Here is a 23,619-nt window from a genome sequence, read left to right as displayed (position 1 = left end):
CAAACTGTTCTTTTTGCTGGGATCCGGGCGATTTCTCGCCTTGCAGTCCTAAAAACCCGTCCTTATATACGCCGCATGACCGCAGCCGATGCTGCGTACCATCCCAGTCGAGGAACTGTCAGTGGAATGCCTTTGAGGGGTTCCGATGGTTCGCTTAAAGGAGAGAGAAGAAAATGGCAAAAGTAATTGGCATCGACCTCGGTACCACCAACTCCTGCGTCGCCATCATGGACGGCAAAGATGCGAAGGTGATCGAGAACGCCGAAGGCGCGCGTACCACGCCCTCCATGGTCGCATTTTCCGATGACGGCGAACGCCTCGTCGGCCAGCCGGCCAAGCGCCAGGCGGTGACCAACCCCACCAATACCCTCTTCGCCGTGAAGCGCCTGATCGGCCGCCGCTACGAAGATCCGACGGTTGAAAAAGACAAGGGCCTCGTCCCCTTCGATATCGTCAAGGGCGATAATGGCGACGCTTGGGTCAAGGCCCAAGGCAAGAACTATTCCCCCGCACAGGTTTCCGCGATGATCCTTCAGAAGATGAAGGAAACCGCTGAATCCTACCTCGGTGAAAAGGTCGAAAAGGCCGTCATCACTGTTCCGGCCTACTTCAACGACGCGCAGCGCCAGGCAACCAAGGATGCCGGCCGCATTGCAGGTCTCGAAGTGCTGCGCATCATCAACGAGCCGACGGCAGCCGCTCTCGCCTATGGCCTCGACAAGAAGGACGGCAAGACGATCGCCGTTTACGACCTTGGCGGCGGCACGTTCGACATCTCGGTCCTCGAAATCGGCGATGGCGTCTTCGAAGTGAAGTCGACCAACGGCGACACCTTCCTCGGCGGTGAAGACTTCGACATGCGTCTCGTCGAATATCTTGCCAATGAGTTCAAGAAGGACCAGGGCATCGACCTGAAGAACGACAAGCTCGCCCTGCAGCGCCTCAAGGAAGCTGCCGAAAAGGCTAAGATCGAACTCTCCTCCTCGCAGCAGACCGAAATCAACCTGCCGTTCATCACGGCCGACGCTTCCGGTCCGAAGCACCTGACCCTGAAGCTGACCCGCGCCAAATTCGAAAGCTTGGTCGACGATCTCGTCCAGCGCACCATCGCACCGTGCAAGGCAGCCCTCAAGGATGCCGGCGTTACCGCCGCCGAGATCGACGAAGTGGTTCTCGTTGGCGGCATGAGCCGCATGCCGAAGGTCCAGGAAGTCGTCAAGCAGCTGTTCGGCAAGGAGCCGCACAAGGGCGTCAATCCGGATGAAGTTGTCGCTCTCGGCGCCGCCATCCAGGCAGGCGTTCTGCAGGGCGACGTCAAGGACGTTCTGTTGCTCGACGTGACCCCGCTGTCGCTCGGCATCGAGACGCTCGGTGGCGTCTTCACCCGCCTGATCGACCGCAACACGACGATCCCGACCAAGAAGAGCCAGACCTTCTCGACCGCCGAAGACAACCAGCAGGCCGTGACCATCCGCGTATCGCAGGGCGAGCGCGAAATGGCCCAGGACAACAAGCTGCTCGGCCAGTTCGACCTCGTCGGCCTGCCGCCGTCGCCGCGCGGCATGCCGCAGATCGAAGTCACCTTCGACATCGACGCCAACGGCATCGTCCAGGTTTCGGCCAAGGACAAGGGCACCGGCAAGGAACAGCAGATCCGCATCCAGGCTTCCGGCGGTCTCTCCGACGCCGAGATCGAGAAGATGGTCAAGGACGCCGAGGCCAATGCCGAAGCCGACAAGAAGCGCCGTGCCGGCGTCGAAGCCAAGAACCAGGCAGAAAGCCTCGTTCACTCCAGCGAGAAGTCGCTGAAGGAATATGGCGACAAGGTTTCCGAGACAGACCGCAAGGCAATCGAGGATGCGATCGCTTCGCTGAAGACCGCCATCGAAGCCTCCGAGCCGGACGCCGATGACATCCAGGCGAAGACGCAGGTCCTGATGGAAGTGTCGATGAAGCTTGGTCAGGCCATCTATGAGGCCCAGCAGGCCGAAGGCGGCGAAGGCTCCGAGGGCGGCAAGGACGATATCGTCGATGCCGACTACGAGGAAGTCAAGGACGACAAGAAGTCCGCCTAATCCGCCGGTTGCCTGATGGCCAGACCTCGACCATAGTTGACTTGAGTATCCGGCTGCCTTCGTGCAGCCGGAATCCTTTCCGGAGCCGGTTACCTCCATGGCAAAAGCAGACTTTTACGAAACGCTGGGTGTCGGCAGGACAGCCGATGAGAAGGAGCTTAAAAGCGCCTTCCGCAAGCTCGCGATGAAATATCATCCCGACAAGAATCCGGGCGACGCAGAAGCCGAAAAGAAGTTCAAGGAGCTCGGCGAAGCTTACGAGACCTTGAAGGATCCCCAGAAGCGCGCGGCCTACGACCGCTTCGGCCATGCCGCCTTCGAACAGGGTGGAATGGGCGGCGGAGGCGGCTTCTCGGGCGCGGGCGCCGGCGGTTTCTCCGACATCTTCGAAGATATCTTTGGCGAAATGATGGGCGGCGGTCGTGCCCGGCGCTCGACCGGCGGTCGCGAACGCGGCGCCGATCTTCGCTACAATATGGAAATCACGCTGGAAGAAGCCTTTTCCGGCAAAACGGCGCAGATCCGGGTTCCGACCTCGATCACCTGCGACGTCTGTTCGGGTTCGGGCGCCAAGCCCGGCACCCAGCCAAAGACCTGCGGCACCTGCCAGGGCTCCGGCCGCGTGCGCGCATCCCAGGGCTTCTTCTCGGTCGAGCGCACCTGCCCGACCTGCCACGGCCGCGGCCAGACGATCACCGATCCCTGCGGCAAGTGCCACGGCCAGGGCCGCGTCACCGAAGAACGTTCGCTGTCGGTCAACATCCCGGCCGGCATCGAAGACGGCACCCGCATTCGCCTTCAGGGCGAAGGCGAAGCCGGCACGCGCGGCGGGCCGGCGGGCGATCTCTACATCTTCCTGTCGGTGAAACCGCACCAGTTCTTCCAGCGCGACGGCGCGGACCTTTATTGCGCCGTGCCGATCTCGATGACGACTGCCGCCCTCGGCGGCACGTTCGACGTGGCCACTCTCGATGGAACCAAATCCCGCGTGACGGTGCCGGAAGGCACCCAGCCAGGCAAGCAGTTCCGCCTGAAGGGCAAGGGCATGCCGGTGCTGCGGTCCAGCCAGACGGGCGATCTCTACATCCAGATCCAGATCGAGACCCCGCAGAAGCTCACCAAGCGGCAGCGCGAGCTGCTGCAGGAATTCGAGGAACTGTCCTCGAAGGATAACAATCCGGAATCGACGGGCTTCTTCGCCCGGATGAAGGAATTCTTCGAGAGCTGAATTCTGGAGCCACCCTCTGAAGCCGCTCGCAGCACGTCGTTGCGGGCGGCTTTTTCGTTGGGCTCCTAGAAGGTGTCGCGGACACCGCTGCGCGGATCGCTCACCATATGCGGCTCATAGATGCCGGCCCGCGCGGTTCGCCTCCAGGGGCGGGCGATCTCTCCCGGATTGTGCTCGACATCGACGATCGCAAGCGAAGGCGTCGCATCCGCCCGGCATCGGGTCACCCATTCGCCGCTCGGGGCGGCGATTCCGGAAGGGGGCATGAAGCCGGGATAGGCCAGCACCGAGAAACTCACCCAGTAGCGGTTGGCCGCCGCATGTCCCAGCACTTCAGCCGCGAAGGCCGGCGTTGCGCCGGTGGTCGAGAACAGGACGCAATCGACGTCGAGCTGCTCGTATTCCCTGAAGATTTCGGGAAAATGCGTCTCCATGCCGAGCGAGCAGCCGAAGCGGACGCCATCGACCTCGAAGGTCACCGGGGTCGAACCCGGCGTGTACATGAACGAGATCTTGGTGTTCGACAGCAGGCGCTCGTCGTAGCGCGTCACCAGCTCTCCCCGGTCCGAGACGACATAGAGACTGTTATGCGGCCGATGCGGCTCTGTCAGCTGGTGCACGGAACCGATGACCGCAAACAGCCCGAGTTCGTGTGCCAGCGCCAGCGTGGCCTCCAGTTCCTCGCGCAGCACGGCCCATTCGAACCGGCTCCAGTCGGACGGCCCGACCGGATCCCGGCCGGTCGAGGACATGATACGCTTGTCGGGAGAGCAGGTCGCACCTTCGGGGAAGTGGATCACCCTCGCGCCCGCCTGTCGCGCCTCGCGCGTGAGGCGCCGCATCTCCTCGCCGCTTGTACGAAGCTCGGCCACGCTGCGGGGATCGACATAGGGAGTGGTCTGAGCCACGGCCAGGCGCACCGATCTGGCCTGCGGCCCTGGATCGCTCGGGGCACTTTCGCGGATGTGGCTGAGGGCGGCGGTATAAGATTCGCCTGTCTTTGCGGCACGGGCACGGACACGGCGTTTGAGATTTCCGTTTTGCGTCATCTTGAGCCTTTCACGTCCCGGACGGAGTTCCCCAGCAACCACATCCGAAACGGTCGGACCAAGATAACGACCCGAGACTGAAGTCCCTTTGCCTCCGTTTCAAGACCATGCTGGAGAAGGTCCGGGGAGGTTCGGCGCAGGCCACGCCAAACAAAAATGCCGATCCCTCTTTGATTCGTCAACTGGGCCGGGGCCCCCCGATTTCAGGCCAGCGCTCTCAGGCCAGCGACTGGATCGATCCGCTGGCGAGGATCATTGCGAAGAGGACGAGGCAGGCGGCGGCAGCGCGGCGCACGACGACCGGCTTCACCTCGAAACGCTCCGTTCGCCGCATCAGGCTGCCGAAGGCGATCCAGCCACTGGCGGCACAGATTACCAGTCCCGCAAACAGCGCGAGCCAGGGCGCAAGTTCCTGCAGGCCGCCATGCGGCATGATGACGAGCGCGATAATCAGCGCCTTGGGGTTCAGCACCGTCGTGACCAAGACCTGGCGGATGGAAATTTCCACCGCTTCCTTCGCCTGCTTTTCGGACATCCACAGGCTATAGCCGAGATAAAGAACCCAGACGCCCGCCGCGAGCTTCGCCCAGATCAGCGCCTGCGGATAGGCATCGAAGAAAGGCGCCGCAAGCGTTGCCGCCGGCACGATCACCAGCAGATAACCGCCGAGTTCACCGGCGATCAGGGGCAGGCCCCTCAGCCAGCCGCGCGCATACCCGCCAAGCGCCATCAGCGTGTTGGTCGGCCCCGGCGTGCAGAGAAGCAGGAGGATGGCGAGGGTGAATTCCGGAAGGGTCATGCAACTGCCTGTCAAAGTGGCCGGCACGGTCCGGCCCCTTCCTCTCTATCAGCATTTTCAGCATGCCGATTGACACCCGTCAAACCAGCTTATGTTCTCGGCGAAGGCATGCGGGCCACGAACCAGCGGTGATGGTTCCAGATCGGTCGGCGATGCCGTGGTTGGGCAATTTGCGCTTGGGGTCAAGGCGCCTTGGATGTTCCGAACACGCTCCGAACCACCCTCGGCTTTCTGAGACAACGCCCTAGATATTAGCTAGGGCCTCTTCCTCGTCCCGTCGGAACGAGGCGCCCGCAAGGAGCCTGATGACCGAGAGCAACCACGATTGGCTTCGAAAGGACGATGTCCAATCGACCAAGGCGAGCTTTCCAGAGCTTTTCTTCGATCTCGTCTTCGTCTTCGCGCTGATCCAGCTTTCCGAGACGCTCGCCTCCGACTTCAGCATCGGCATCGCCGCCGAGGCAATCCTCTTCATCTTCGCGCTCTGGTGGGTGTGGATCCACACGACCTGGGTCACCAATCTCCTCGATACCGAGATCGAGCCGGTCAGACTGCTGCTCTTCGTGCTGATGTTCTGCGGCATCGTGCTGGCCATCGCGCTGCCGAAGGCCTTCACGGACATGGGCCTCGTCTTCGCGCTCGCCTATTCGGCGATGCAGCTCATCCGCTCGCTGTTTGCGCTTTATGCGTTCCGGGGAACCGATGCCGCCTCCTTCATGACCTTCTTCCGGATCACCGCCTGGCTGGCCGTATCAAGCGCGCTGTGGATCGCCGGTGGGCTTGCCGAGCCGCAGATGCGGGCGACCCTTTGGATCGCCGCCCTTGCCATCGAATATGCCGGTCCGGCGATGCGCTACTGGGTGCCTTCGATCGGCGCCTCGCCGCCCGAAACGCTCGACATCAGCGGCGAGCATCTGGCCGAACGCTGCGCGCTGTTCGTCATCATCGCGCTCGGCGAGACAATCCTTACCACCGGCAAGAATGCCGCAAGCCACATGGACAATGCCGGCACGCCGCTGGTGCTCTGCTGCGCGTTTCTCTCGACCATCGTCATGTGGTGGATCTATTTCCATGACGGCCAGGAAAAGGCAGCCGACAAGGCGGAAGAGACGGCCCAGCCGCAGGCGACCGCCCAGCATCTCTTCACCTACGGACACCTGCCGATCGTCGCCGGCATTATCCTCACTGCCGTGGGTGAGGATTTCAGCCTCTCGCATCCGCAGGAAGAAGGCTCCTACGTCCACGCACTCGCCATGCTCGGCGGGCCGATCCTGTTCCTCGCCGGCACGGCCTGGATGAAGACGGTCTCGTCACGCTTCATCCCCTATTCGCATGCCGCCGGCGTCATCCTCCTCGCCGCCTGCTTCCTCTCGGTACCCTTCATCGCCAATTTTGCGATCCAGGTCCTCGCTACCGCGATCCTGCTCTTCGTCGCCACCTGGGAATATGTCGCGCTCAGGCGGCGCATGCCCCGCGCCGCCTGAGCGGCAACCGGGCGGTCAATAATGCGGCGGCCTGGTGACGGCCGGCGCTTCCAGCGAGGTCTCCTCCAGCGACAGGAACCGCTCGGTCAGCCGGTCGAGCTTGGCGCGCGTCTGTTCCATCACCTTCCATTGCTCGGCGAGCTGATCGGACAATTCCTCGATCACCTTGGCCTGATGGGCGGCCAGCTCCTCGAGCTTGACCAGTCTTTGTTCGTCACTCACTTGGATCTTCCTTCGCGGCCTTCCTGGCCGTTTTTTCGGCACGAACCGCGTCCGGCATGCCGTCATGGGGTCCGAGCGGCCGCACCGGCGCATCGTCCCACCAGTCGGAGCGGATCGGCTTCATGTCGAGATGCTTGGGATAAACTATACGGTTCGCATGCGTGGAAGCCTCGCCTACCACCAGCAGCCGTACTTCCGCATCGGTATTGTTGATGAAGGTGTGCGCCAAGCCGGTGCCGGCCGGAAAGCCCACCGAGTCGCCCGGCTTCAGCGGATAGACCTCGCCATCCAGCCAGGCTTCCGGCGTTCCCTCGATCACGTAGACGAACTCCTCCTCGGCGCTTTCGGCATGCGGAAAGGAGGTGCGTCGCCCCGGCGGCAACCGCTCATGATGGATGCCGAGCCGCGTCAGGCCAAAATGGCGGGCCAGCGGCGCGCCGAACCCCATCAGCTCGTCGTCGCCGCGGTAATGCCCTTCCTCGGGCTTTTCCACTTCGGCCCAATGGGCGATGCAGGACGGGCGGTTTCTGTCGGTCATGTCGCGGCCTCCTTCGGAAAACCACAGGACACTAGCCGACCGGCGCCGCCCGGTCCATGTTTCTGGCCGAATTCTGGACCGGATTCCGGGCCGAAGATCAGGCACGCAGGCGCGGACGCTCGGTGCGGGTCTCACGCACCGCCTTTGTCTTGAAGTGGCCGAGCAGCGCCGCCAGCCGGCCGCTGATTCCGACGAGGCTCCGGGTCGAGGCGTTGGTCTCCTCCATCAGCGCGGCGTTCTGCTGGGTGATCTGGTCCATGCTGCGGATCGCAGAATTGATCTCCTCGATGCCGGAAGCCTGTTCCTGGGCCGAGCGGGCGATCGACGAGATATGGTCGTCGATCGACTTGACGCGATCACCGATGCCGACCAACGCCTGTCCCGTCCTGTTGACGAGTTCGACGCCGCGGTGGACGTCCGTCGAAGACTGGTCGATCAGTTCCTTGATCTCCTTGGCGGCCGCCGCGGATCGCTGCGCCAGCTCGCGGACTTCCTGCGCGACGACCGCAAAACCCTTGCCCTGTTCGCCCGCGCGGGCCGCTTCCACGCCTGCATTGAGCGCCAGAAGATTGGTCTGGAAGGCGATCTCGTCGATCGCCCCGATGATCTGGGTCATCTTCTGCGAGGACTGCTCGATATCGCCCATCGCTGCAATCGCTTCCTCGACCACCTTGCCGGAGCGGACCGTCTCCGAGGCGGATTCACGGGCAATCACCTGCACTTCGCGGGTCCGCTGCGCGGCCTGGCCGGAAATCGTGGTAATCTCTTCCAATGCCGCCGCTGTCTGTTCGAGCGCAGAAGCCTGCTGCTCCGTGCGCCGGGCCATGTTTTCTGCAGCCGACGAAATGCCGCCCGCCTCGGCGCGCACCTGTTCGACGGAGGTGCTGATCTCGCGCATCGCCGCGTCGAGCTCGGCAACGGAGGAATTGTAGTTCTGCCGCAGCTTGGCGAAATTCGGTGCCAGTTCCTGCCAGAGTTCGGATGTCAGATCACCATCGGAAAGGCTCTTCAGGGCGCCATCGAGCGCCGCAAGCGCTGCGTCCTGCTCGGCCTTGGCCTTTTCCTGCCTGGCTTCGACCTCTCTGCGCTCATCGCCCAGCGCCTCGAGATAGACCGAAATGGCGTAGTCCATGTCCAGCAGGGCGGCCTTGACGACGGAAGAAAGATGTTCGGAAAGCACCTTCGCCTTCTTCTCCTGGAAGAAGCCGCTCATCTCCCGGGCCACCACGGCGCGGATGATGCCATCGAGGACCAGCGCGTAACCGCCGATATACCAGCGCGGTTCGAGACCGAGCCGCGCATGGGTACGGCCGATCGCGGAAACCGCGTCCACATATTCGGCATCGTATCTGCCGGATGCGATGCCTTCCCAATGGGCAGCCTGGCGGCTCTTGGCATGGGCGATCTGGGCATCATTGGAGAAGAACTTAGCCGTCTGCGGGTTGCCCTTGACCTTGCGGTAGAAGGCATCCAGCGCGCCGCCGACCGTTTCCTTGATGACGGGCCGAATCTCGGCCAGAGACCGGCGCTGCTCTTGGCCAAGGCCGATGAATTCAAGGCGTTCGGCGAGATCGGCTTTGTGGTTCTGGTCTTTCATGGGGGTCTCCGGAGATTGAAGGGGTCCACACGGCCATCCGGACATGAGATGCGTATGCGTGCATCGGCACTTCTAGGAGCGAAGCTTTAACGCGCTGTTAGCCATGCCTCCTAGTTTTTGAATAATTATAAAAAATTGGACTGCATTGAAAACGACATTCGGGGGAAGGCCTCACCACCTCGCGCCGAAGGAGCGTCAGGCTGAGGGTATAGGTCTTCCAAGCAAGAGCTTGCCATCCGGGCTTCGAGCCCTTAGCTCCTGTTTCACGAAACCTTAAGATTCCCGATGGCGCAAAAGACCTCCCTTTCCCGGCTGAAGCTCACCGATTTCCGCAATTATGCGGAAGCGGCGCTGCCGCTCGACGGGCGCCATGTGGTGCTGACGGGCGAGAACGGCGCGGGCAAGACCAATCTCTTGGAAGCCGTCTCCTTCCTGTCGCCCGGCCGCGGACTGCGCCGCGCCGTGCTGTCCGACGTGACGCGCGTCGGCGCCGCCGGCGGGTTCACTATCTTTGCCGATGTCGACGGCATGGACGGCGAGGTCTCGATCGGCACCGGCATCGAGCCGGGCGAAGGCGAAAGCGTTACCCGCAAGCTCAGGATCAACGGCACCCCGGCCAAATCAACCGAGGAGCTTACCGACCACCTGAGCGTCCTGTGGCTGACGCCGGCAATGGACGGGCTGTTCACCGGTGCCTCGTCGGACCGCCGCCGTTTCCTCGATCGTCTCGTCCTGTCGCTCGATCCCGCCCATGGCCGGCGGGCGAGCGACTTCGAGCGCGCCATGCGCAGCCGCAACAAGCTGCTGTCGGAAGGCCGTTTCGACCCTTCCTGGCTGTCGGCCATCGAGGCGCAGATGGCCGGCCTCGGCATCGCCATGGCCGCCGCCCGGCAGGAGATGCTCGGGCTTCTGAGGACCCTATCCGGCAATTCCGGCGAAACGCCGTTCCCGACGCCGGTGCTGACGCTGGAAGGCTTCATGGACGGCGTGATGGACCGCCCGTCGGCCGATCTCGAGGAAGACTATCTCGACATGCTGCGCAACGGCCGCGGCCGCGATGCCGCCGCCGGCCGCACGCTCGACGGACCGCACCGCTCCGACCTGCTGGTGCGCCATCGGGAGAAGGACATGGAGGCAGAGCGCTGCTCGACGGGCGAGCAGAAAGCGCTGCTGATCGGCCTCGTGCTCGCCCATGCGCGGCTCACCGCCGACATGACCGGTTACGCGCCGATCCTGCTGCTCGACGAGATCGCCGCCCATCTCGATGAAGGCCGGCGGGCGGCTCTCTTCGATCTCGTTCACGGTCTCGGCGGCCAGTCCTTCATGACCGGCACGGACCAGGCGATGTTTTCCGCGCTGGCCGACCGGGCACAGTTCTTTACCGTTGCGCATGGCGGCATCAGCGTTTGATATCCACCTTACGCGGCCCGGCGGCCGGTGATATGATTGCACCATGGAAAGCCTGACCCCGGAAAAATTGAGCCAAGACGAGATCGAGCGTTACCGCCGTCATATCCTGCTGCCGGAAATCGGCGGCGCGGGGCAGCAGAAGATGAAGAATGCCCGCGTGCTGGTGATCGGCGCCGGTGGGCTAGGCGCGCCGATCCTCGAGTACCTGGCGGCCGCCGGCATCGGCACGCTCGGGATCATCGACGACGACCGCGTTTCCCTTTCCAACCTGCAGCGGCAGGTCATCCACGATACCGGCACGATCGGCGAGATGAAGACCAGGAGCGCCCGCGAGGCGATCGCCCGGCTCAACCCGCATGTCCGGGTCGTCGATTTCGAGGAGCGTTTTTCCGCCGAATGGGCGGCCCGCAAGCTCGCCCTGTTCGACCTGCTGATCGACGGTTCCGACAATTTCGACACCCGTTATGCGGCCGCCGATGCCGCGGAAGCCACCCGGATCCCGCTGGTGACCGGCGCGGTCGGCCGGTTCGACGGTTCGGTGACGGTGATGAAGCCATACGAGACGGGACCGGACGGCGTTCTCAATCCCGGCTATCGCGACCTCTTTCCGGAAAAGCCGCCGGCGGGACTGATCCCGTCCTGCGCCGAGACCGGCGTCCTGGGTGCCCTGACGGGGGTGGTCGGCACGCTGATGGCGATGGAGGCGATCAAGCTCGTGACCGGCATCGGCGAACCGCTGGTCGGGCGGTTGATGCTCTACGATTCGCTGTCCGCCCGCTTCGACATGATCAAATACAAGCGCCGTACGGCCAAGGCTGCCGCCGAGTGATGGAGCCCGCCGCGGTTGAGATTGTTCGCATTGACGAGGATTTCGGGCGCTGGGACGAGCTTCTGGCTCTCATCCTCTCTTCTTTCGCCTATATGGACGGCGTCATTGATCCGCCTTCCTCCGCACATCGCCTGACGCTCGCCTCGCTCGACCGGAAGGCCCGCGACGAGATCGCGTTTGCGGCGACCGAAGGCGGCAGGCTCGCCGGCTGCGTCTTCTGCAAACCGGAGCCGGGCTTCCTCTATATCGGCAAGCTCGCCATCGCCCCGGCCAGCCAGGGCAAGGGCATAGGCCGCCGGCTGTTGACCGTCGCGGAAGGGATTGCTCGGGAAAAAGGCTTGCCCGCCCTGCGGCTCGAAACCCGCATCGAACTCGCCGGCAATCATGCGACCTTCGCAAGATGGGGTTTCGCCAGGACGGCGGAAAACTCCCATCCTGGCTTCACCCGCACCACCTCGATCGAGATGCAGAAGCGGCTGACTTGAGATCAGTTGCGGCCCGGAAGCACCCGGTTCGGAGGGCGGTGGCCGTCGAAGAAGGTGCGGATGTTGATGATCACCTTGTCGCCCATGTCGATCCGTCCCTCGATCGTTGCCGAGCCCATATGCGGCAGCAGCACGACCCGGCCCTGATGGGCGAGCTTGACGAGTTTCGGGTTTATCGCCGGCTCGTTCTGGTAGACGTCGAGGCCGGCGCCGGCGATCTTGTTGTCGCGCAGAAGCTGGATCATCGCCGCCTCGTCGATGATGTCGCCGCGGGCGGTGTTGACGATGATCGAGCCCGGCTGCATCAGCGCCAGGCGCCGCGCCGAGAGAAGATGGAAGGTCGCTGGCGTCGAGGGACAATTGACCGAGACGATATCAACGCGTGCGAGCATCTGGTCGAGGCTGTCCCAATAGGTTGCCTCGAGATCCTCTTCCGTCGCAGGGCTGACACGCTTGCGGTTATGGTAGTGGATCGACAGGCCGAAAGCCTTGGCGCGGCGGGCGACCGCGGTGCCGATGCGGCCCATGCCGACGATGCCGATACGTTTGCCCCAGATCCGCCGGCCGAGCATCCAGGTGGGGCTCCAGCCCGTCCACTCGCCCGGCTTGTCGGTCAGGATGCGCGAACCCTCCGCGAGCCGCCGGTTGACCGCGAGGATCAGCGCCACGGTCATGTCTGCCGTGTCCTCGGTCAGCACGTTCGGCGTGTTGGTAACGGTGATGCCTTTCCTGGCGGCGGCGTCGACATCGATATGGTCGAAGCCGTTGGAGAAGCTGGCGATCAACTTGAGTTGCGGCCCGGCCTCCTCGATCAGCGCCTCGTCGATACGGTCGGTCACCGTCGGCACCAGCACGTCGGCAGACTTCATGGCGGCCGCCAACTCGTCGCGCGAACGCGGCGTGTCGTCGATATTGAGTTCGGCCTCGAACAGCTCGCGCATGCGGGTTTCCACCGCATCCGGCAGCTTACGGGTAATGTAGACCTTGGGTTTCTTCTTCGCCGTCATGAAACTCTCTGCCTGACGCCTTGAAGCACGAAACCTGAACGTATCCGGGGTTCGTGCTTCAAGCTTTGTTCGACATATGTCGTTATCCCGAAACCGGCACCCGCTTTCGGGCGACCTGCTTTAGGAGGTCCTTAACCAAGTCGCGCGATATTCAATTCATCCAGGGCGTTTTCTACCAGACCCGTCAGCGAAGACAAACAAAACCTCGCGAGGTTCCCGAAAGCCCGAGATCGCTCAGCCGGAACCAAACATATGCGTCGCGCCATTCTCAGCTCTTTCATCGCTCTTTCCTTCGGGCTTGTCGCCTCCCTGTCCGCAACCGCCCCGAGCTATGCTCAGGGCGCCGCCAAGGGTCCGAGCGGCCTGCCGCTGCCGCGTTTCGTCAGCCTCAAGTCGAGGAAGGTCAATATCCGCATCGGCCCGAGCACCGACTATGCGGTTTCCTGGATGTATATGAAGTCCGGCACGCCGATGGAAATCATCCAGGAATACGAAAACTGGCGGCGCGTTCGCGACGCCGAGGGCACCGAGGGCTGGGTGAACCAGGCCCTGCTCTCGGGCGACCGGACTGCGGTCGCGGCCCCCTGGATGCGCGGCAAGGGCAAGGATATCTACGTCAACATGCGCCGCGACCCGCAGGCGACGGCTGCCATCCTCGCCAAGCTGGAACCGGGTGTCGTGCTACAGATCAAGGAATGCAACGGCGACTGGTGCCGCGCCGAAACCAACGGCGCCGAGGGCTGGATCGCCCAGGCCGAAATCTGGGGCGCCTATCCCGGCGAGGCCTTTAAATAAGCTCTTCCCTGCGAGGCCTCAAAGGAGGCCTTGCTTCTTCGCAGCTTCAATGAGCGACGCCATCGGGCGCGGGCCGATCTGCTGGATGCAGATGGCGGCCGCAAGGCAGCCGAGCTTGCCGCAATCCTCGAGCGAACGATCCTGGGTATAACCGAACAGGAACCCGGCCGCGAAGAGGTCGCCGGCGCCGGTAGTATCGACCAGTTCCCTGATCGGATAGGCGTCGATCTTCACGCGCTCGTCGCCGCGAATGATGATTGCGCCTTCCTCGCTGAGCGTCACGGCCGCCAGCTTGCAATCTTGCGAAATCTTCTTCAGCGCCAGTTCGAAATCCTCTGTCTCGTAGAGCGACAGCGCTTCCTGTTTGTTGGCGAACACGATGTCGACCGTGCCGGAACGCATCAGGTCGAGGAATTCGGCACGGTAGCGGCCGACGCAGAAGGGGTCAGACAGCGTCATCGACACTTCGCGACCATGCTCATGGGCGATGCGGGCCGATTCGCGGATCGCTTCCTTGGCGCGCGGAGGATCCCAGAGATACCCTTCGAAATAGGTGACCTTGGCCTCGGCAACGACATCCTCTTCGACATGTTCCGGGCCGAGATCAACGCAGGCGCCAAGATAGGTGTTCATCGAACGCTCGCCATCCGGCGTCACGAAGATCATCGAACGGGCGGTCGGCGGATTGTTGCCTTCCGGCCTGGTCTGATAGTGCACGCCCTGGGCGCGGATGTCGTGCTGGAAGATGTTGCCGAGTTGGTCTTCCGCAACCTTGCCGAAATAGGCGGCCTTGCCGCCGAAACCGGCAATGCCGGCCGCCGTGTTGCCGGCCGAACCGCCGGACGCTTCCACTGCCGGGCCCATCTTCGAATAGAGGAGTTCGGCGCGCTCGGCATCGATCAGGTTCATCGCGCCCTTGGTAATCGCATTGTCGCTCAGGAAATTGTCGTCGCAGCGGGCGAGAATATCCACGATGGCATTGCCGATGGTGAGCACGTCGAACTTGGGCATCCGGTCTTGATCCTCTTGGGAAGCAGTTTGTCGCGAAAACCGGTATTCGGGTTTTGAACCGATTGGAAGGGAAAATAACCGCGACGCCCGCAATCCGGGGCGTTTTGCCCCAACTCTGACTAGGCCGACCCTGGGCCGTCACTCTGCTGTCACGATCACAGGTTATACATTCGACGATCCGGTTGCGTTGCCGACCACGGATGAACTGGCGGCCGACCACCGGATGTCCTGGACGAGACCAGGAGGGAAAGCGGGGATTGCCCCGCTTTTTTGTTGGGCGCCGTCGCCGCGCCGTCCTGCCAAACAGCTTCTCTGCACCAAACGTATTTGTCGCGAGCCGCGACATGCGTTAGACGCATAAAAACGTCTCCACAGAAAGCCTGCCCCTTGTCCTCCGTCTTCCTGAATGTCGTGCCCCTCTTCATCCTGATCCTGATCGGCTGGATGACAGCGAAAACCGGGATATTGAAGGAGGAGACAGGCGACGCACTCGGCGAATTCGTGTTCAAGATCGCCGTACCCATGCTGATCTTCCGGACGCTGGCGGATGCGCATTTCGAAGGGGCCTCGCCGTTTCGGCTGTGGACCGTCTATTTCCTCGGGGTCGCCATGACCTGGGGGATCGGTCATATGCTCACCACCCGCGTTTTCGGCCGGGATGCGAAGATCGGCGTGATCGCCGGCATGTCCGGCTCTTTCGCCAACAACGTCTTCATCGGACTGCCGCTGGTCGCCCAAGTCGTCGGCAAGGATGGCCTAGTGGCGATCTCCATCCTGCTTGCGATCCACCTGCCGCTGATGATGGTGGCCGGCACGATCCTGATGGAGGGCGCGGCCGCCAAGGTCGACGGCGGTGAAAAGCGCGGCATCGTAGCGGTCCTCGGGCAAGTAGGCTCCAACCTTGCCCGCAACCCCCTGGTGATCGCGCTCATCGTCGGCGTCGGCTTCAATTTCCTCGGCCTGCATCTCCCGTCGGCGGCCGCCATCGTCGTCGACCAGATTTCCGCCGCGGCGAGCCCGGTCGCCCTGATATCGATCGGCATGGCGCTGACCAGATATCCGATCCGGGGCGATATCGGCCTTTCGGGCGCCGCTGCGGTGCTGAAGCTGCTGGTGCTGCCGGCGCTCGTCTTCCTGATGAGTTATCTGTTTGGCCTGCCGAAGGACTGGACCGCGGCGCTGGTGCTGACCGCCTCGGTGCCGACCGGCATCAATGCCTGGCTGATCGCCCAGCGCTTCCGCTCCGGCCATAGCCTTGCGGCCTCGGTGATCAGCATGACCACCGCATTCGGCGTCTTCACCGTCGGCTTCTGGGCATGGCTGCTCGGCTGAGCCAAGCCGCATCTCCGATTACGAAAGCCCAAAACAAAAATGCCCGACTGACGCCGGGCATTTCAATTGGAATTCGTGGGACTTGCCGATCAGTTGGTGGCGGGCGCCGGAGCGGCTGCATTCGGGTCCGGAAGCGGAACGGGCGAATCAGCCAGCGTGCGCAGGTAAGCAATCAGGTTGGCGCGCTCGGCATCGTTCTTCAGACCGGCGAAGCCCATCGCCGTACCCTTCACGAAAGCTTTCGGAGCGGTCAGGAAATGGTTGAGGTTGTCGAAGGTCCAGTGCTCGGCACCGCCCTTGGAGAACTCCTTCATGCCGGCCGAATAGGAAAAGCCTTCATGTCCGGCGATAGGACGGTCGACAATGCTCCAGAGATCGGGGCCGACCTTGTTCGGTCCGCCCTTCTCCCCGGAATGACAGCTCTGACACTTCTTGAATGCGGCTTCCCCGGCCTTGGCGTCGGCTTTCGCCAGCAGCTGCGCGATCGGAACGGCGGCAGCAGCGGGTGCAGCGGCTTCACCGGCTGCGGGCTCTTCGGCGGCGACGATGGCAAAACCTGCCTTCTCGGGTACCTCCGAGTGGAAAATGCCTTCCGAGGCAATGGACACCGACATCAAGACGAAAACAGTAGCAAGCAGGGCGCCTGCCGCCATGTTGACATTGGGGTTCATCCGCAAAAGCTCCTTCGCAACCGCCTGTGGGAAAGCGGACCATCTTGAAATCGCGCGGAACCTATGTCTTTTGCATGGTTGTTGCAACACGATTATCGTCCCGCGCGTGAGACTTTTTGACACTGTTTACGCGGGAATAGAAGGGTCTCTCATGAAGAATTCGGCTTTTGACCGGACGCTGGTGTTGATCCCGGCGCGAATGGCATCGACCCGCCTGCCGGGGAAACCTCTGGCTGATATTGCCGGCCTGCCGATGATCGTGCAGGTAGCAAAACGCGCCGAGGAAGCGCAAGTCGGGCGAATCATCGTCGCCGTCGACCACCAGGACGTCTACGACGCCGTGGCCGCTGCGGGCTTCGACGTGGTGATGACCCGGCAGGACCATCAAAGCGGCTCGGACCGGATTTTCGAGGCCGTCCAGAAGGCCGATCCGGACGCGCAGATGGACTTCGTGATCAACGTTCAGGGCGACCTGCCGACGATCGAGCCGGAAGCGGTGCGCGCCTCGCTGCGCCCGCTCGACAATCCGTCGACCGACATCGCCACCCTCACCGTCGAGATCACCGACGAACACGAAAAGACCAATCCGAACGTGGTGAAAATCGTCGGCTCGCCGATTTCCGCCACCCGGTTGAAGGCGCTCTATTTTACCCGCGCCACCGCGCCCTACGGCAACGGGCCGCTCTACCACCATATCGGGCTCTACGCCTATCGCCGCGCTGCGCTTGAAAAGTTCGTGTCGCTCGGGCCGTCCGTGCTCGAAAAGCGCGAATCGCTCGAACAGCTGAGGGCGCTCGAAGCCGGGATGCGCATCGATGCCGAGATCGTTGACTCGGTTCCCTTAGGCGTCGATACTCCCGCCGACCTTGAAAAGGCCCGTGCGATCCTCTTTGCCCGTGCCTCCTCGTAACGGATAACCCCATGAACGCACTCACCAATCGCATCGCCTTCCAGGGCGATTTCGGCGCCAATTCCGACATGGCCTGCCGCGACATGTTCCCGACCATGGAACCGCTTCCGTGCCCGACTTTCGAGGACGCCTTCCAGGCGCTCGAAAACGGCGATGCGGACCTGGCGATGATCCCGATCGAGAACACGATCGCCGGACGCGTCGCCGATATCCATCATCTCCTGCCGGAATCGCGGCTGCATATCATCGGCGAATATTTCATGCCGATCCGCTTCCAGCTGATGGTGCTGCCTGGCGTGACCCACGAGGAAATCCGCACCGTCCACAGCCATATCCATGCACTCGGCCAGTGCCGAAAGATCATCCGCTCGAACGGCTGGAAGGCCGTCGTCGCCGGCGACACGGCGGGTTCCGCCAAGATGGTGGCTGAAAAGGGCGACCGCACCATGGCGGCACTGGCGCCGCGGCTTGCGGCCGATCTTTACAGGCTTGAGATCCTGGCGGAAAATGTCGAGGACCGGGACGACAACGTCACCCGTTTCGTCGTGCTCTCCCGCGACGAAAAATGGGTGCAGCGGAACGATCCGGACGAGGTGCTCGTGACCACCTTCGTGTTCAACGTCCGCAACATTCCGGCCGCGCTCTACAAGGCGATGGGCGGTTTTGCGACCAACGGCATCAACATGACGAAGCTCGAGAGCTACCAGCTCGGCGGCAAGTTCGTGGCGACCCAGTTCTATGCGGATATCGAAGGCCATCCGGACGACGCCCCGGTGCGCCGGGCGCTGGAAGAACTGCGGTTCTTCTCGGAAAAGGTACGGGTTCTCGGCACGTATAAGGGCCACCCGATGCGGGGGGCTCTGCAAAAGGGGTGAGAGGCGAGCCTGAGAACGGGACACGCTAATGCCTTCGTGTTGAACCCGAGGATCGGCCTGGACACGTCGGGTTGCGATCGTCCCCTCGAGGGGAGAGTCCCGGCAGGGCAGAGCGGGTGCCACACCCGCCCAACCCTCACGGCTGTTTGCGCTTACCGTGCGCTCATCGCATAGACCCGCAGCCGGTGTCCGTCCGGATCGGTGACGACGAACGTGTAGCCGAAATCCATCTCCACAGGCGTCTGCAGCACGCGCAGGCCGCGGCCCGACCAGTCGGCATAAGTCTTGTCCACGCCGGCTGCGTCCCCGTGCCTGAAGCAGACTTCCGAGCCGCCGCCGCACTCGCCCTTCACCGACGGTTCAGCCGTGTGGCGCGACCACAGGCCAAGCTTCATGCCGGTGTTCAGCACGAAGAGCGTAAAGGTGGGGGACTTTTCCACGGGTTCGACGCCGAAGAGGGACTGGTAGAAATCCGCGCTGGCGAGCGGGTTGTCGACGAAGAGGATGGTGAAATCGGGATGGACCATGTCGGTTCTCCTTGTGACGCAATTCCCTCTGCCGAGAATTGCTACTGGTTGGGACTGACCGGAGATTATCGCAGCCTACTGTCAGATAATGGCAGTAGCGTTCATGGCTGGGCCGGAATTCCTTCAGCCTCTCGCCACTCCTTGAGCAAGACCGGCCGGCGGCGCGGATAACGTGTTTCCGTCCAAGCCGCAGAGGAGATGCGGTCGGTGCGGAAATGCCGGAAGTCCTGCCTCAGTTCGCACCAGGCAACCATCACCCTGACGCTGTCGAAGAAGCCGAGGGCGAAGGGCCAGACTTTTCGATGGGTCAGGGCCCCCTTTTCGTCCTCATATGCGAGTTCAAGGATATGCTCGGCGCGGATCGCCTTTCGGATCAGGCCGAGATCGGCCCTGTCCTCGTTTCGCCGCGGCGCTCCGACAAGCAGCGTCGAACTGTCGAGTTCCTGCCTGAGATCTGCCGGCAGGACGGCGGCGATCTTGGCGAGCGCATCGACCGCGCCGGCGGCCAGCCGCGGATCGGCAGTCTTTGCGACCCAGCGGGAGCCGAGCACCAGCGCCTCGATCTCTTCTTCCGAAAACATCATCGGCGGCAACATGAAGCCGGGTCTCAGGACATAACCGAGACCCGCCTCGCCTTCGATGAAAGCGCCCTGCGCCTGGAGGCTGGCGATATCGCGATAGAGCGTGCGCAGGCTGACGCCGGTCTCGGCGGCGAGCTTGGCGCCGCTGACGGGCTGGCGGTAGCGCCGGAGCGTCTGGAGAAGAGCCAGCAGGCGCTCCGACCGCGCGACGGTCATGGTTCTACCGGCTCCACTCGATCCAGTCGCGCAGAAGGCGATGGGCGATCGCCCCCTTGACCGGCGCGAAAACCGGAGCGTCCGGGCCGGCATCGAGCATGGCCTCGGCCTCGGCCCGCTCGAACCAGCGGACATCGGCCATTTCCTGCGGATCGATCTTGATCTCGATGGATTTTGCCTCGGCGTAACAGCCGATCATCAGCGAATGCGGCATCGGCCAGGGCTGCGAGGCGTGATAGCGGACCCGGCCGGTCTCGATGCCGGATTCCTCGAAGGTTTCGCGGCGGACCGCATCCTCGATCGTTTCACCCGGTTCGACGAAACCGGCGAGGCAGGAATACATGCCCTCCTGAAAATGGTGGCTGCGGCCAAGCAGGCAGCGGTCTCGCTCGATATCGACGGTCAGCATGATCACCACCGGGTCGGTGCGCGGAAAGGTCATGTGCTGGCACTGGGTGCAGACCCGCTTGTAGCCGCCGATCCTGGTTTCGGTCGGCGAGCCGCATTTGCCGCAGAATTTGTTGGCCGCATTCCAGTTAAGCAGTGCAACGGCTTGCGCCACCTCGCCCTGCAACTCGCCTTCGATGAGCTGGTCGCGAAAGAGCGCCCTCGCCTCGGTCGGCTTGTAGTGGCTTGCCAGTTCCTCCGCCGGGATCAGCATCGGCACGGCGATGCGCGGTTCGCCGGTCTCGCGATAGCCGAGCAGCACGGCGTTGTCGAAATCCGGCGTGAGTTCCGCGAGCTCGTAGGGCGAAAACAGCGGGTCGAGGATCTGGCTGTCGTGCTTCAGGATCAGCCGGCTGCCGGTGAAGGCGAGGATATGGGCGCCTTCCACGGCGAGCGCCTTCTCGACGCAATCGTCCTCACGGTATTCGGCGCGGCGATCCAGCTTATTGCCGGAAAAAGCCGTCAGCTTGCTCGGTTCGGGATGGGGTGCGTCGGTGTCGAAAAGGTTCGCTGTCATGAAAGGGCTTCAACCAGTTTGTTGAGAAAATCTTGCTTTTGTTGCTCTTCATAGGTCACCGGCTGGCCGAAACCCCATATCGGGCCGGGCCAGTTCGGGTCGCCCTCGAACCGGGCGATGACATGGACATGCAGCTGGCGGACGATATTGCCGAGTGCGCCGACATTGATCTTGGTGGCGCCGGTCACCGTCTTCAGGGCGGCGGCCACCCTGTTGACCTCGACCGAGAGCAGCGCCTGTTCGGCTGGCGAAAGATCGAAGATCTCGGTCATGCCGGCGCGTTGCGGCACCATGACCAGCCACGGCCAGCGGCTGTCGTTCTGGATGCGCAATTGGCAGAGGCCCAGCACCGTCACAAGATCGGAATCGCGGGCAATCCTGCCATCCAGTTCGAATTCGCTCAAACTTTCCTCCCTTGTTTTTCTGTTCGATAGCAGTTTTTTACAGGGTTGGCTTGCATTTGGAAGCGTTATTGACGATATGGGAAGCGGGAGGTTGGTGGTGGACGAGCCACTCGCCAACCGGGTCAGGTCCGGAAGGAAGCAGCCCTAACGAGCCAGGCACGGGTCGCCGTGCCAGCCTCCCACCCTTTTACTTGTACTACCATCTTGGTCAGCTTCCGGCCCGGTCAAGACCGTGCTCAGGATTGGCCCGCGCAGGCTGGCAGGACTGAATGAGCGATACCGGGCCCACATCTTCAAGCACCTCCGCCGCCAATCCCGCCGCAGGCAGCGGATACCGGGTGCTCGCCCGCAAATACCGTCCCAAGGATTTCTCGGACCTGATGGTCGGCCAGGAGCCGATGGTCCGCACCCTGACCAACGCGTTCGAGACCGGCCGCATCGCCCAGGCCTACATGCTGACCGGCGTTCGCGGGGTCGGCAAGACGACGACCGCCCGCATTCTCGCCCGCGCGCTGAACTACAAGACCTCCGATATCGACAAACCGACCATCGACCTCAGGATTCCCGGCGAACATTGCCAGGCGATCATGGAAGGCCGGCATGTCGACGTGATCGAGATGGACGCCGCCTCCCATACGGGCATCGACGATATCCGTGAGATCATCGAGCAGGTGCGCTACCGTCCGGTCTCGGCCCGCTACAAGGTCTATATCATCGACGAAGTGCACATGCTCTCGACACAGGCCTTCAACGGCCTGTTGAAGACGCTCGAAGAGCCGCCGGAGCATGTGAAGTTCATCTTCGCGACGACCGAAATCCGCAAGGTTCCGATCACCGTGCTGTCGCGCTGCCAGCGGTTCGACCTGCGCCGCATCAGCGCCGCGGACCTGGTTCACCTGTTCACCTCGATCCTGGAAAAGGAAGGCATTCCGGCCGAGCCGGAAGCGCTTGCCATGGTCGCCCGTGCAGCAGAAGGGTCGGCGCGCGACGGGCTGTCGCTGCTCGACCAGGCGATCGCCCATGGCGGCGGCCAGGTGATCACCGAGACCGTGCGCGGCATGCTGGGGCTTGCCGACCGCGCCCGCATCGTCGACCTGTTCGAGCATATCGTGCGCGGTGACGTGACGGCGGCGCTTTCGGAATTTACGGAGCAATACGAGGCCGGCGCCAATCCGGTCGTGGTTTTGACCGACCTTGCCGATTTCACCCATCTGACCACCCGTTTCAAATATATCCCGGACGCCGCCAACGATCCTTCGATCAGCGAAGTGGAGCGCTTGCGCGGCCGCGAATTTGCGGACGGCGTCGCGGTGAGTACGCTGTCGCGCATCTGGCAGATGCTCCTGAAGGGCATTCCGGAAGTCGAAAATTCCTCGCGCCCGGCGGGGGCGGCCGAAATGGTGCTCATCCGGCTGACGCACGCGGCCCATCTTCCCTCGCCGGAAGATGCCGCGCGCCGCCTTGCCGAATTTTCCAATGGCGACGGCCAGCGTGCGCCGGTTCCGAGCGGCAATGGCGGCGGACGCCCAGTTTCGCCGCCGCAATCGCCGGTCAATGCCCGCGGCACCGAAATGTCGAGCCCGCGTGTTCCTTCCGGCGGTCCGACCGCGATGCTGCAGGCCGTGCCGAATACGACGCCGCGCGAAATGCCGGTCGGTCGCGCGGAAGAACAGCCGGCCGAAAAGCCGGTGCCGAAGGTCCCGGTCAATTCGGTCTCGGATATCGCCGATCTCTGCTCCAAGAACCGCGATCCGCGGCTGAAGGCGCTGCTGCGCAATTTCGTGCGGCTGGTGAAGATCGAGCCGGGCCGGCTGGAGATCAATCTGTCTGGCGACGCGCCGAAGACCATTGCCGGCGACCTGAAGGCGCGGCTGGAGGAATGGACCGGGATCACTTGGTGGGTGACGCTCAGCAACGAGGCTGGCGAGCCGACGCTGGTCGAATCCGAAAAGAGCGTGCGGGAGGCGCAGTTCACCGACGCCCGCGCCGATCCGGACGTTGCGGCGATCCTCGCCCAGTTCCCCGGCGCCAGGATCACCGACGTGCGCATCCGCGTGACGGAAGAGGATGAAACCGAGACCGAGGACCTGCCGGCGGCGGCGACCGCGGAATCCGAAGAGGGCGACATCCTGCCCGGCGACGACATCGAGCTATAAGAGAAGAGGACAGACAGATGCGCGACATCATGGGCATGATGGGCAAGGTCAAGGAAATGCAGGCCAAGATGGAGCAGATGCAGGCGGAAATCGCCGCTCTCGACGTCGAAGGCACATCCGGCGGCGGGCTGGTGACCGTGCGGCTCAACGGCAAGGGCGACATGCTCGGCCTCAAGATCGATCCGTCGCTGTTCAAGGAGGACGATGTCGAGATCCTCGAGGACCTGATCGTCGCCGCCCACAAGGCCGCCAAGGAGCGCGCCGAGGCGATCGCCGCCGAAAAGACCAAGGAACTGACCGCCGGCCTGCCGATCCCGCCCGGCTTCAAGATGCCGTTCTGAAAGAACGCAATTCGGTCTTTAAGGCATTCCTGCTTTCTTCGAATTGCGGAAAGGCTCTATCTCTTTGTTTTCAAGCAATTCCCGGCGCAAAACAGCGCCATACTTTTGCTGGA

Annotated in this window: 24 protein-coding genes and 1 other RNA gene; 13 read left to right on the top strand and 12 right to left on the bottom strand. The window is 63.0% G+C overall.

Translation table 11 applies throughout. The features are described 5' to 3' along the window. Window positions 1-173: 173 nt before the first annotated feature. Window positions 174-2,075, top strand: coding sequence for a molecular chaperone DnaK (gene dnaK, locus ACSQ3G_RS21460; RefSeq protein ID WP_105402318.1), 1,902 nt, complete (start codon window positions 174-176; stop codon window positions 2,073-2,075). A 97-nt stretch (window positions 2,076-2,172) separates the two neighbouring features. Further along, entirely contained in the window at window positions 2,173-3,303 is a 1,131-nt protein-coding gene (gene dnaJ / locus ACSQ3G_RS21455; RefSeq protein WP_105417033.1) for a molecular chaperone DnaJ, read from the top strand. A gap of 65 nt (window positions 3,304-3,368) precedes the next feature. Here the strand turns inward: dnaJ and ACSQ3G_RS21450 are convergent, their stop codons facing one another. After that, window positions 3,369-4,352 (bottom strand): carbon-nitrogen hydrolase family protein, encoded by a 984-nt coding sequence (locus ACSQ3G_RS21450; RefSeq protein ID WP_436111463.1) that lies wholly within the window; start codon window positions 4,350-4,352, stop codon window positions 3,369-3,371. Window positions 4,353-4,569: 217 nt separating this feature from the next. Next, the gene (locus ACSQ3G_RS21445) at window positions 4,570-5,151 is read right to left on the bottom strand and encodes a LysE family translocator (RefSeq protein WP_436111462.1); all 582 of its coding nucleotides are present in this window, start codon (window positions 5,149-5,151) and stop codon (window positions 4,570-4,572) included. Window positions 5,152-5,456: 305 nt separating this feature from the next. On the opposite strand from ACSQ3G_RS21445, the gene ACSQ3G_RS21440 reads away from it, so the two are divergent. Next, window positions 5,457-6,635, top strand: coding sequence for a low temperature requirement protein A (locus tag ACSQ3G_RS21440; RefSeq protein WP_436111461.1), 1,179 nt, complete (start codon window positions 5,457-5,459; stop codon window positions 6,633-6,635). A 15-nt stretch (window positions 6,636-6,650) separates the two neighbouring features. Here ACSQ3G_RS21440 and ACSQ3G_RS21435 read toward each other — a convergent pair whose 3' ends face one another. The 3 genes from ACSQ3G_RS21435 to ACSQ3G_RS21425 all read right to left on the bottom strand — a co-directional run bounded on the left by ACSQ3G_RS21435 (window position 6,651) and on the right by ACSQ3G_RS21425 (window position 8,992). Further along, complete coding sequence (locus tag ACSQ3G_RS21435) at window positions 6,651-6,857, bottom strand: SlyX family protein (protein ID WP_105417025.1); 207 nt, start codon at window positions 6,855-6,857, stop codon at window positions 6,651-6,653. Beyond that, entirely contained in the window at window positions 6,850-7,395 is a 546-nt protein-coding gene (locus ACSQ3G_RS21430; protein ID WP_436111460.1) for a cupin domain-containing protein, read from the bottom strand. Before ACSQ3G_RS21430 ends, ACSQ3G_RS21435 begins: the two co-directional genes overlap by 8 nt. A 97-nt stretch (window positions 7,396-7,492) precedes the next feature. Beyond that, the gene (locus ACSQ3G_RS21425) at window positions 7,493-8,992 is read right to left on the bottom strand and encodes a globin-coupled sensor protein (protein WP_436111459.1); all 1,500 of its coding nucleotides are present in this window, start codon (window positions 8,990-8,992) and stop codon (window positions 7,493-7,495) included. 285 nt (window positions 8,993-9,277) lie between these two features. Here ACSQ3G_RS21425 and recF point away from each other — a divergent pair, with 285 nt between their 5' ends. The 3 genes from recF to ACSQ3G_RS21410 are packed head-to-tail and all read left to right on the top strand — an operon-like array spanning window position 9,278 to window position 11,716. Further along, window positions 9,278-10,402, top strand: coding sequence for a DNA replication/repair protein RecF (gene recF / locus ACSQ3G_RS21420; protein ID WP_436111458.1), 1,125 nt, complete (start codon window positions 9,278-9,280; stop codon window positions 10,400-10,402). Between the two features lie 43 nt (window positions 10,403-10,445). Continuing rightward, window positions 10,446-11,231 carry a molybdopterin-synthase adenylyltransferase MoeB gene (locus ACSQ3G_RS21415; RefSeq protein WP_436111457.1) on the top strand — a complete coding sequence of 262 codons (786 nt, stop codon included), beginning with the start codon at window positions 10,446-10,448 and terminating at the stop codon, window positions 11,229-11,231. Further along, on the top strand, window positions 11,231-11,716 hold the full coding sequence (locus ACSQ3G_RS21410) for a GNAT family N-acetyltransferase (protein ID WP_436111760.1): 486 nt from the start codon (window positions 11,231-11,233) through the stop codon (window positions 11,714-11,716). The genes ACSQ3G_RS21415 and ACSQ3G_RS21410 overlap by 1 nt, the downstream gene beginning before the upstream one ends. A gap of 2 nt (window positions 11,717-11,718) precedes the next feature. Here ACSQ3G_RS21410 and ACSQ3G_RS21405 read toward each other — a convergent pair whose 3' ends face one another. Beyond that, a complete protein-coding gene (locus tag ACSQ3G_RS21405; RefSeq protein ID WP_436111456.1) occupies window positions 11,719-12,723 on the bottom strand; it encodes a 2-hydroxyacid dehydrogenase in 1,005 nt (334 codons plus the stop codon). 252 nt (window positions 12,724-12,975) lie between these two features. Between ACSQ3G_RS21405 and ACSQ3G_RS21400 the strand changes: the two genes are divergently transcribed. Further along, window positions 12,976-13,518, top strand: coding sequence for an SH3 domain-containing protein (locus tag ACSQ3G_RS21400; RefSeq protein WP_046667197.1), 543 nt, complete (start codon window positions 12,976-12,978; stop codon window positions 13,516-13,518). Between the two features lie 18 nt (window positions 13,519-13,536). Here the strand turns inward: ACSQ3G_RS21400 and ACSQ3G_RS21395 are convergent, their stop codons facing one another. Then, on the bottom strand, window positions 13,537-14,529 hold the full coding sequence (locus ACSQ3G_RS21395) for an adenosine kinase (RefSeq protein ID WP_436111455.1): 993 nt from the start codon (window positions 14,527-14,529) through the stop codon (window positions 13,537-13,539). 387 nt (window positions 14,530-14,916) lie between these two features. On the opposite strand from ACSQ3G_RS21395, the gene ACSQ3G_RS21390 reads away from it, so the two are divergent. Further along, entirely contained in the window at window positions 14,917-15,861 is a 945-nt protein-coding gene (locus ACSQ3G_RS21390) for an AEC family transporter (protein ID WP_105424713.1), read from the top strand. Between the two features lie 89 nt (window positions 15,862-15,950). Here the strand turns inward: ACSQ3G_RS21390 and ACSQ3G_RS21385 are convergent, their stop codons facing one another. Then, window positions 15,951-16,532: a c-type cytochrome gene (locus ACSQ3G_RS21385; protein WP_046667194.1), complete on the bottom strand. Its 582-nt coding sequence runs from the start codon at window positions 16,530-16,532 to the stop codon at window positions 15,951-15,953. 151 nt (window positions 16,533-16,683) lie between these two features. On the opposite strand from ACSQ3G_RS21385, the gene ACSQ3G_RS21380 reads away from it, so the two are divergent. Then, on the top strand, window positions 16,684-17,442 hold the full coding sequence (locus tag ACSQ3G_RS21380) for a 3-deoxy-manno-octulosonate cytidylyltransferase (RefSeq protein WP_046667193.1): 759 nt from the start codon (window positions 16,684-16,686) through the stop codon (window positions 17,440-17,442). 11 nt (window positions 17,443-17,453) lie between these two features. Next, complete coding sequence (locus ACSQ3G_RS21375; protein WP_436111454.1) at window positions 17,454-18,317, top strand: prephenate dehydratase; 864 nt, start codon at window positions 17,454-17,456, stop codon at window positions 18,315-18,317. Between the two features lie 152 nt (window positions 18,318-18,469). Here the strand turns inward: ACSQ3G_RS21375 and ACSQ3G_RS21370 are convergent, their stop codons facing one another. From ACSQ3G_RS21370 to ACSQ3G_RS21355, 4 genes are all read right to left on the bottom strand, one after another. After that, window positions 18,470-18,844 (bottom strand): VOC family protein, encoded by a 375-nt coding sequence (locus ACSQ3G_RS21370; RefSeq protein ID WP_436111453.1) that lies wholly within the window; start codon window positions 18,842-18,844, stop codon window positions 18,470-18,472. A 101-nt stretch (window positions 18,845-18,945) separates the two neighbouring features. Further along, window positions 18,946-19,641: a helix-turn-helix transcriptional regulator gene (locus tag ACSQ3G_RS21365; protein WP_436111452.1), complete on the bottom strand. Its 696-nt coding sequence runs from the start codon at window positions 19,639-19,641 to the stop codon at window positions 18,946-18,948. Between the two features lie 4 nt (window positions 19,642-19,645). After that, window positions 19,646-20,605 carry an NAD(+) diphosphatase gene (gene nudC / locus ACSQ3G_RS21360; RefSeq protein WP_436111451.1) on the bottom strand — a complete coding sequence of 320 codons (960 nt, stop codon included), beginning with the start codon at window positions 20,603-20,605 and terminating at the stop codon, window positions 19,646-19,648. Beyond that, window positions 20,602-21,009: an HIT family protein gene (locus ACSQ3G_RS21355; protein ID WP_436111450.1), complete on the bottom strand. Its 408-nt coding sequence runs from the start codon at window positions 21,007-21,009 to the stop codon at window positions 20,602-20,604. Before ACSQ3G_RS21355 ends, nudC begins: the two co-directional genes overlap by 4 nt. A gap of 86 nt (window positions 21,010-21,095) precedes the next feature. Here ACSQ3G_RS21355 and ffs point away from each other — a divergent pair. The 3 genes from ffs (at window position 21,096) to ACSQ3G_RS21340 (ending at window position 23,506) form a co-directional block, all read left to right on the top strand. Further along, window positions 21,096-21,192: signal recognition particle sRNA small type (gene ffs, locus ACSQ3G_RS21350), an RNA gene on the top strand. A gap of 86 nt (window positions 21,193-21,278) precedes the next feature. Continuing rightward, window positions 21,279-23,165, top strand: a complete 1,887-nt coding sequence (locus ACSQ3G_RS21345) for a DNA polymerase III subunit gamma/tau (RefSeq protein ID WP_436111449.1) — start codon at window positions 21,279-21,281, stop codon at window positions 23,163-23,165. 17 nt (window positions 23,166-23,182) lie between these two features. Next, the gene (locus ACSQ3G_RS21340) at window positions 23,183-23,506 is read left to right on the top strand and encodes a YbaB/EbfC family nucleoid-associated protein (RefSeq protein ID WP_038547916.1); all 324 of its coding nucleotides are present in this window, start codon (window positions 23,183-23,185) and stop codon (window positions 23,504-23,506) included. Window positions 23,507-23,619 lie beyond the last annotated feature (113 nt).

This window comes from Neorhizobium tomejilense (genome assembly GCF_964254135.1).
GTDB lineage: Bacteria > Pseudomonadota > Alphaproteobacteria > Rhizobiales > Rhizobiaceae > Neorhizobium > Neorhizobium tomejilense.
This window is presented reverse-complemented; position numbering and strand designations above follow the sequence as displayed.

Coding starts and splice junctions, on each gene's coding strand:
- dnaK (WP_105402318.1), top strand. CDS start 174: ATGGCAAAAGTAATTGGCATCGACCTCGGTACCACCAACTCCTGCGTC.
- dnaJ (WP_105417033.1), top strand. CDS start 2,173: ATGGCAAAAGCAGACTTTTACGAAACGCTGGGTGTCGGCAGGACAGCC.
- ACSQ3G_RS21450 (WP_436111463.1), bottom strand. CDS start 4,352: ATGACGCAAAACGGAAATCTCAAACGCCGTGTCCGTGCCCGTGCCGCA.
- ACSQ3G_RS21445 (WP_436111462.1), bottom strand. CDS start 5,151: ATGACCCTTCCGGAATTCACCCTCGCCATCCTCCTGCTTCTCTGCACG.
- ACSQ3G_RS21440 (WP_436111461.1), top strand. CDS start 5,457: ATGACCGAGAGCAACCACGATTGGCTTCGAAAGGACGATGTCCAATCG.
- ACSQ3G_RS21430 (WP_436111460.1), bottom strand. CDS start 7,395: ATGACCGACAGAAACCGCCCGTCCTGCATCGCCCATTGGGCCGAAGTG.
- ACSQ3G_RS21425 (WP_436111459.1), bottom strand. CDS start 8,992: ATGAAAGACCAGAACCACAAAGCCGATCTCGCCGAACGCCTTGAATTC.
- recF (WP_436111458.1), top strand. CDS start 9,278: ATGGCGCAAAAGACCTCCCTTTCCCGGCTGAAGCTCACCGATTTCCGC.
- ACSQ3G_RS21415 (WP_436111457.1), top strand. CDS start 10,446: ATGGAAAGCCTGACCCCGGAAAAATTGAGCCAAGACGAGATCGAGCGT.
- ACSQ3G_RS21410 (WP_436111760.1), top strand. CDS start 11,231: ATGGAGCCCGCCGCGGTTGAGATTGTTCGCATTGACGAGGATTTCGGG.
- ACSQ3G_RS21405 (WP_436111456.1), bottom strand. CDS start 12,723: ATGACGGCGAAGAAGAAACCCAAGGTCTACATTACCCGTAAGCTGCCG.
- ACSQ3G_RS21400 (WP_046667197.1), top strand. CDS start 12,976: ATGCGTCGCGCCATTCTCAGCTCTTTCATCGCTCTTTCCTTCGGGCTT.
- ACSQ3G_RS21395 (WP_436111455.1), bottom strand. CDS start 14,529: ATGCCCAAGTTCGACGTGCTCACCATCGGCAATGCCATCGTGGATATT.
- ACSQ3G_RS21385 (WP_046667194.1), bottom strand. CDS start 16,532: ATGAACCCCAATGTCAACATGGCGGCAGGCGCCCTGCTTGCTACTGTT.
- ACSQ3G_RS21380 (WP_046667193.1), top strand. CDS start 16,684: ATGAAGAATTCGGCTTTTGACCGGACGCTGGTGTTGATCCCGGCGCGA.
- ACSQ3G_RS21375 (WP_436111454.1), top strand. CDS start 17,454: ATGAACGCACTCACCAATCGCATCGCCTTCCAGGGCGATTTCGGCGCC.
- ACSQ3G_RS21370 (WP_436111453.1), bottom strand. CDS start 18,844: ATGGTCCATCCCGATTTCACCATCCTCTTCGTCGACAACCCGCTCGCC.
- ACSQ3G_RS21365 (WP_436111452.1), bottom strand. CDS start 19,641: ATGACCGTCGCGCGGTCGGAGCGCCTGCTGGCTCTTCTCCAGACGCTC.
- nudC (WP_436111451.1), bottom strand. CDS start 20,605: ATGACAGCGAACCTTTTCGACACCGACGCACCCCATCCCGAACCGAGC.
- ACSQ3G_RS21345 (WP_436111449.1), top strand. CDS start 21,279: ATGAGCGATACCGGGCCCACATCTTCAAGCACCTCCGCCGCCAATCCC.
- ACSQ3G_RS21340 (WP_038547916.1), top strand. CDS start 23,183: ATGCGCGACATCATGGGCATGATGGGCAAGGTCAAGGAAATGCAGGCC.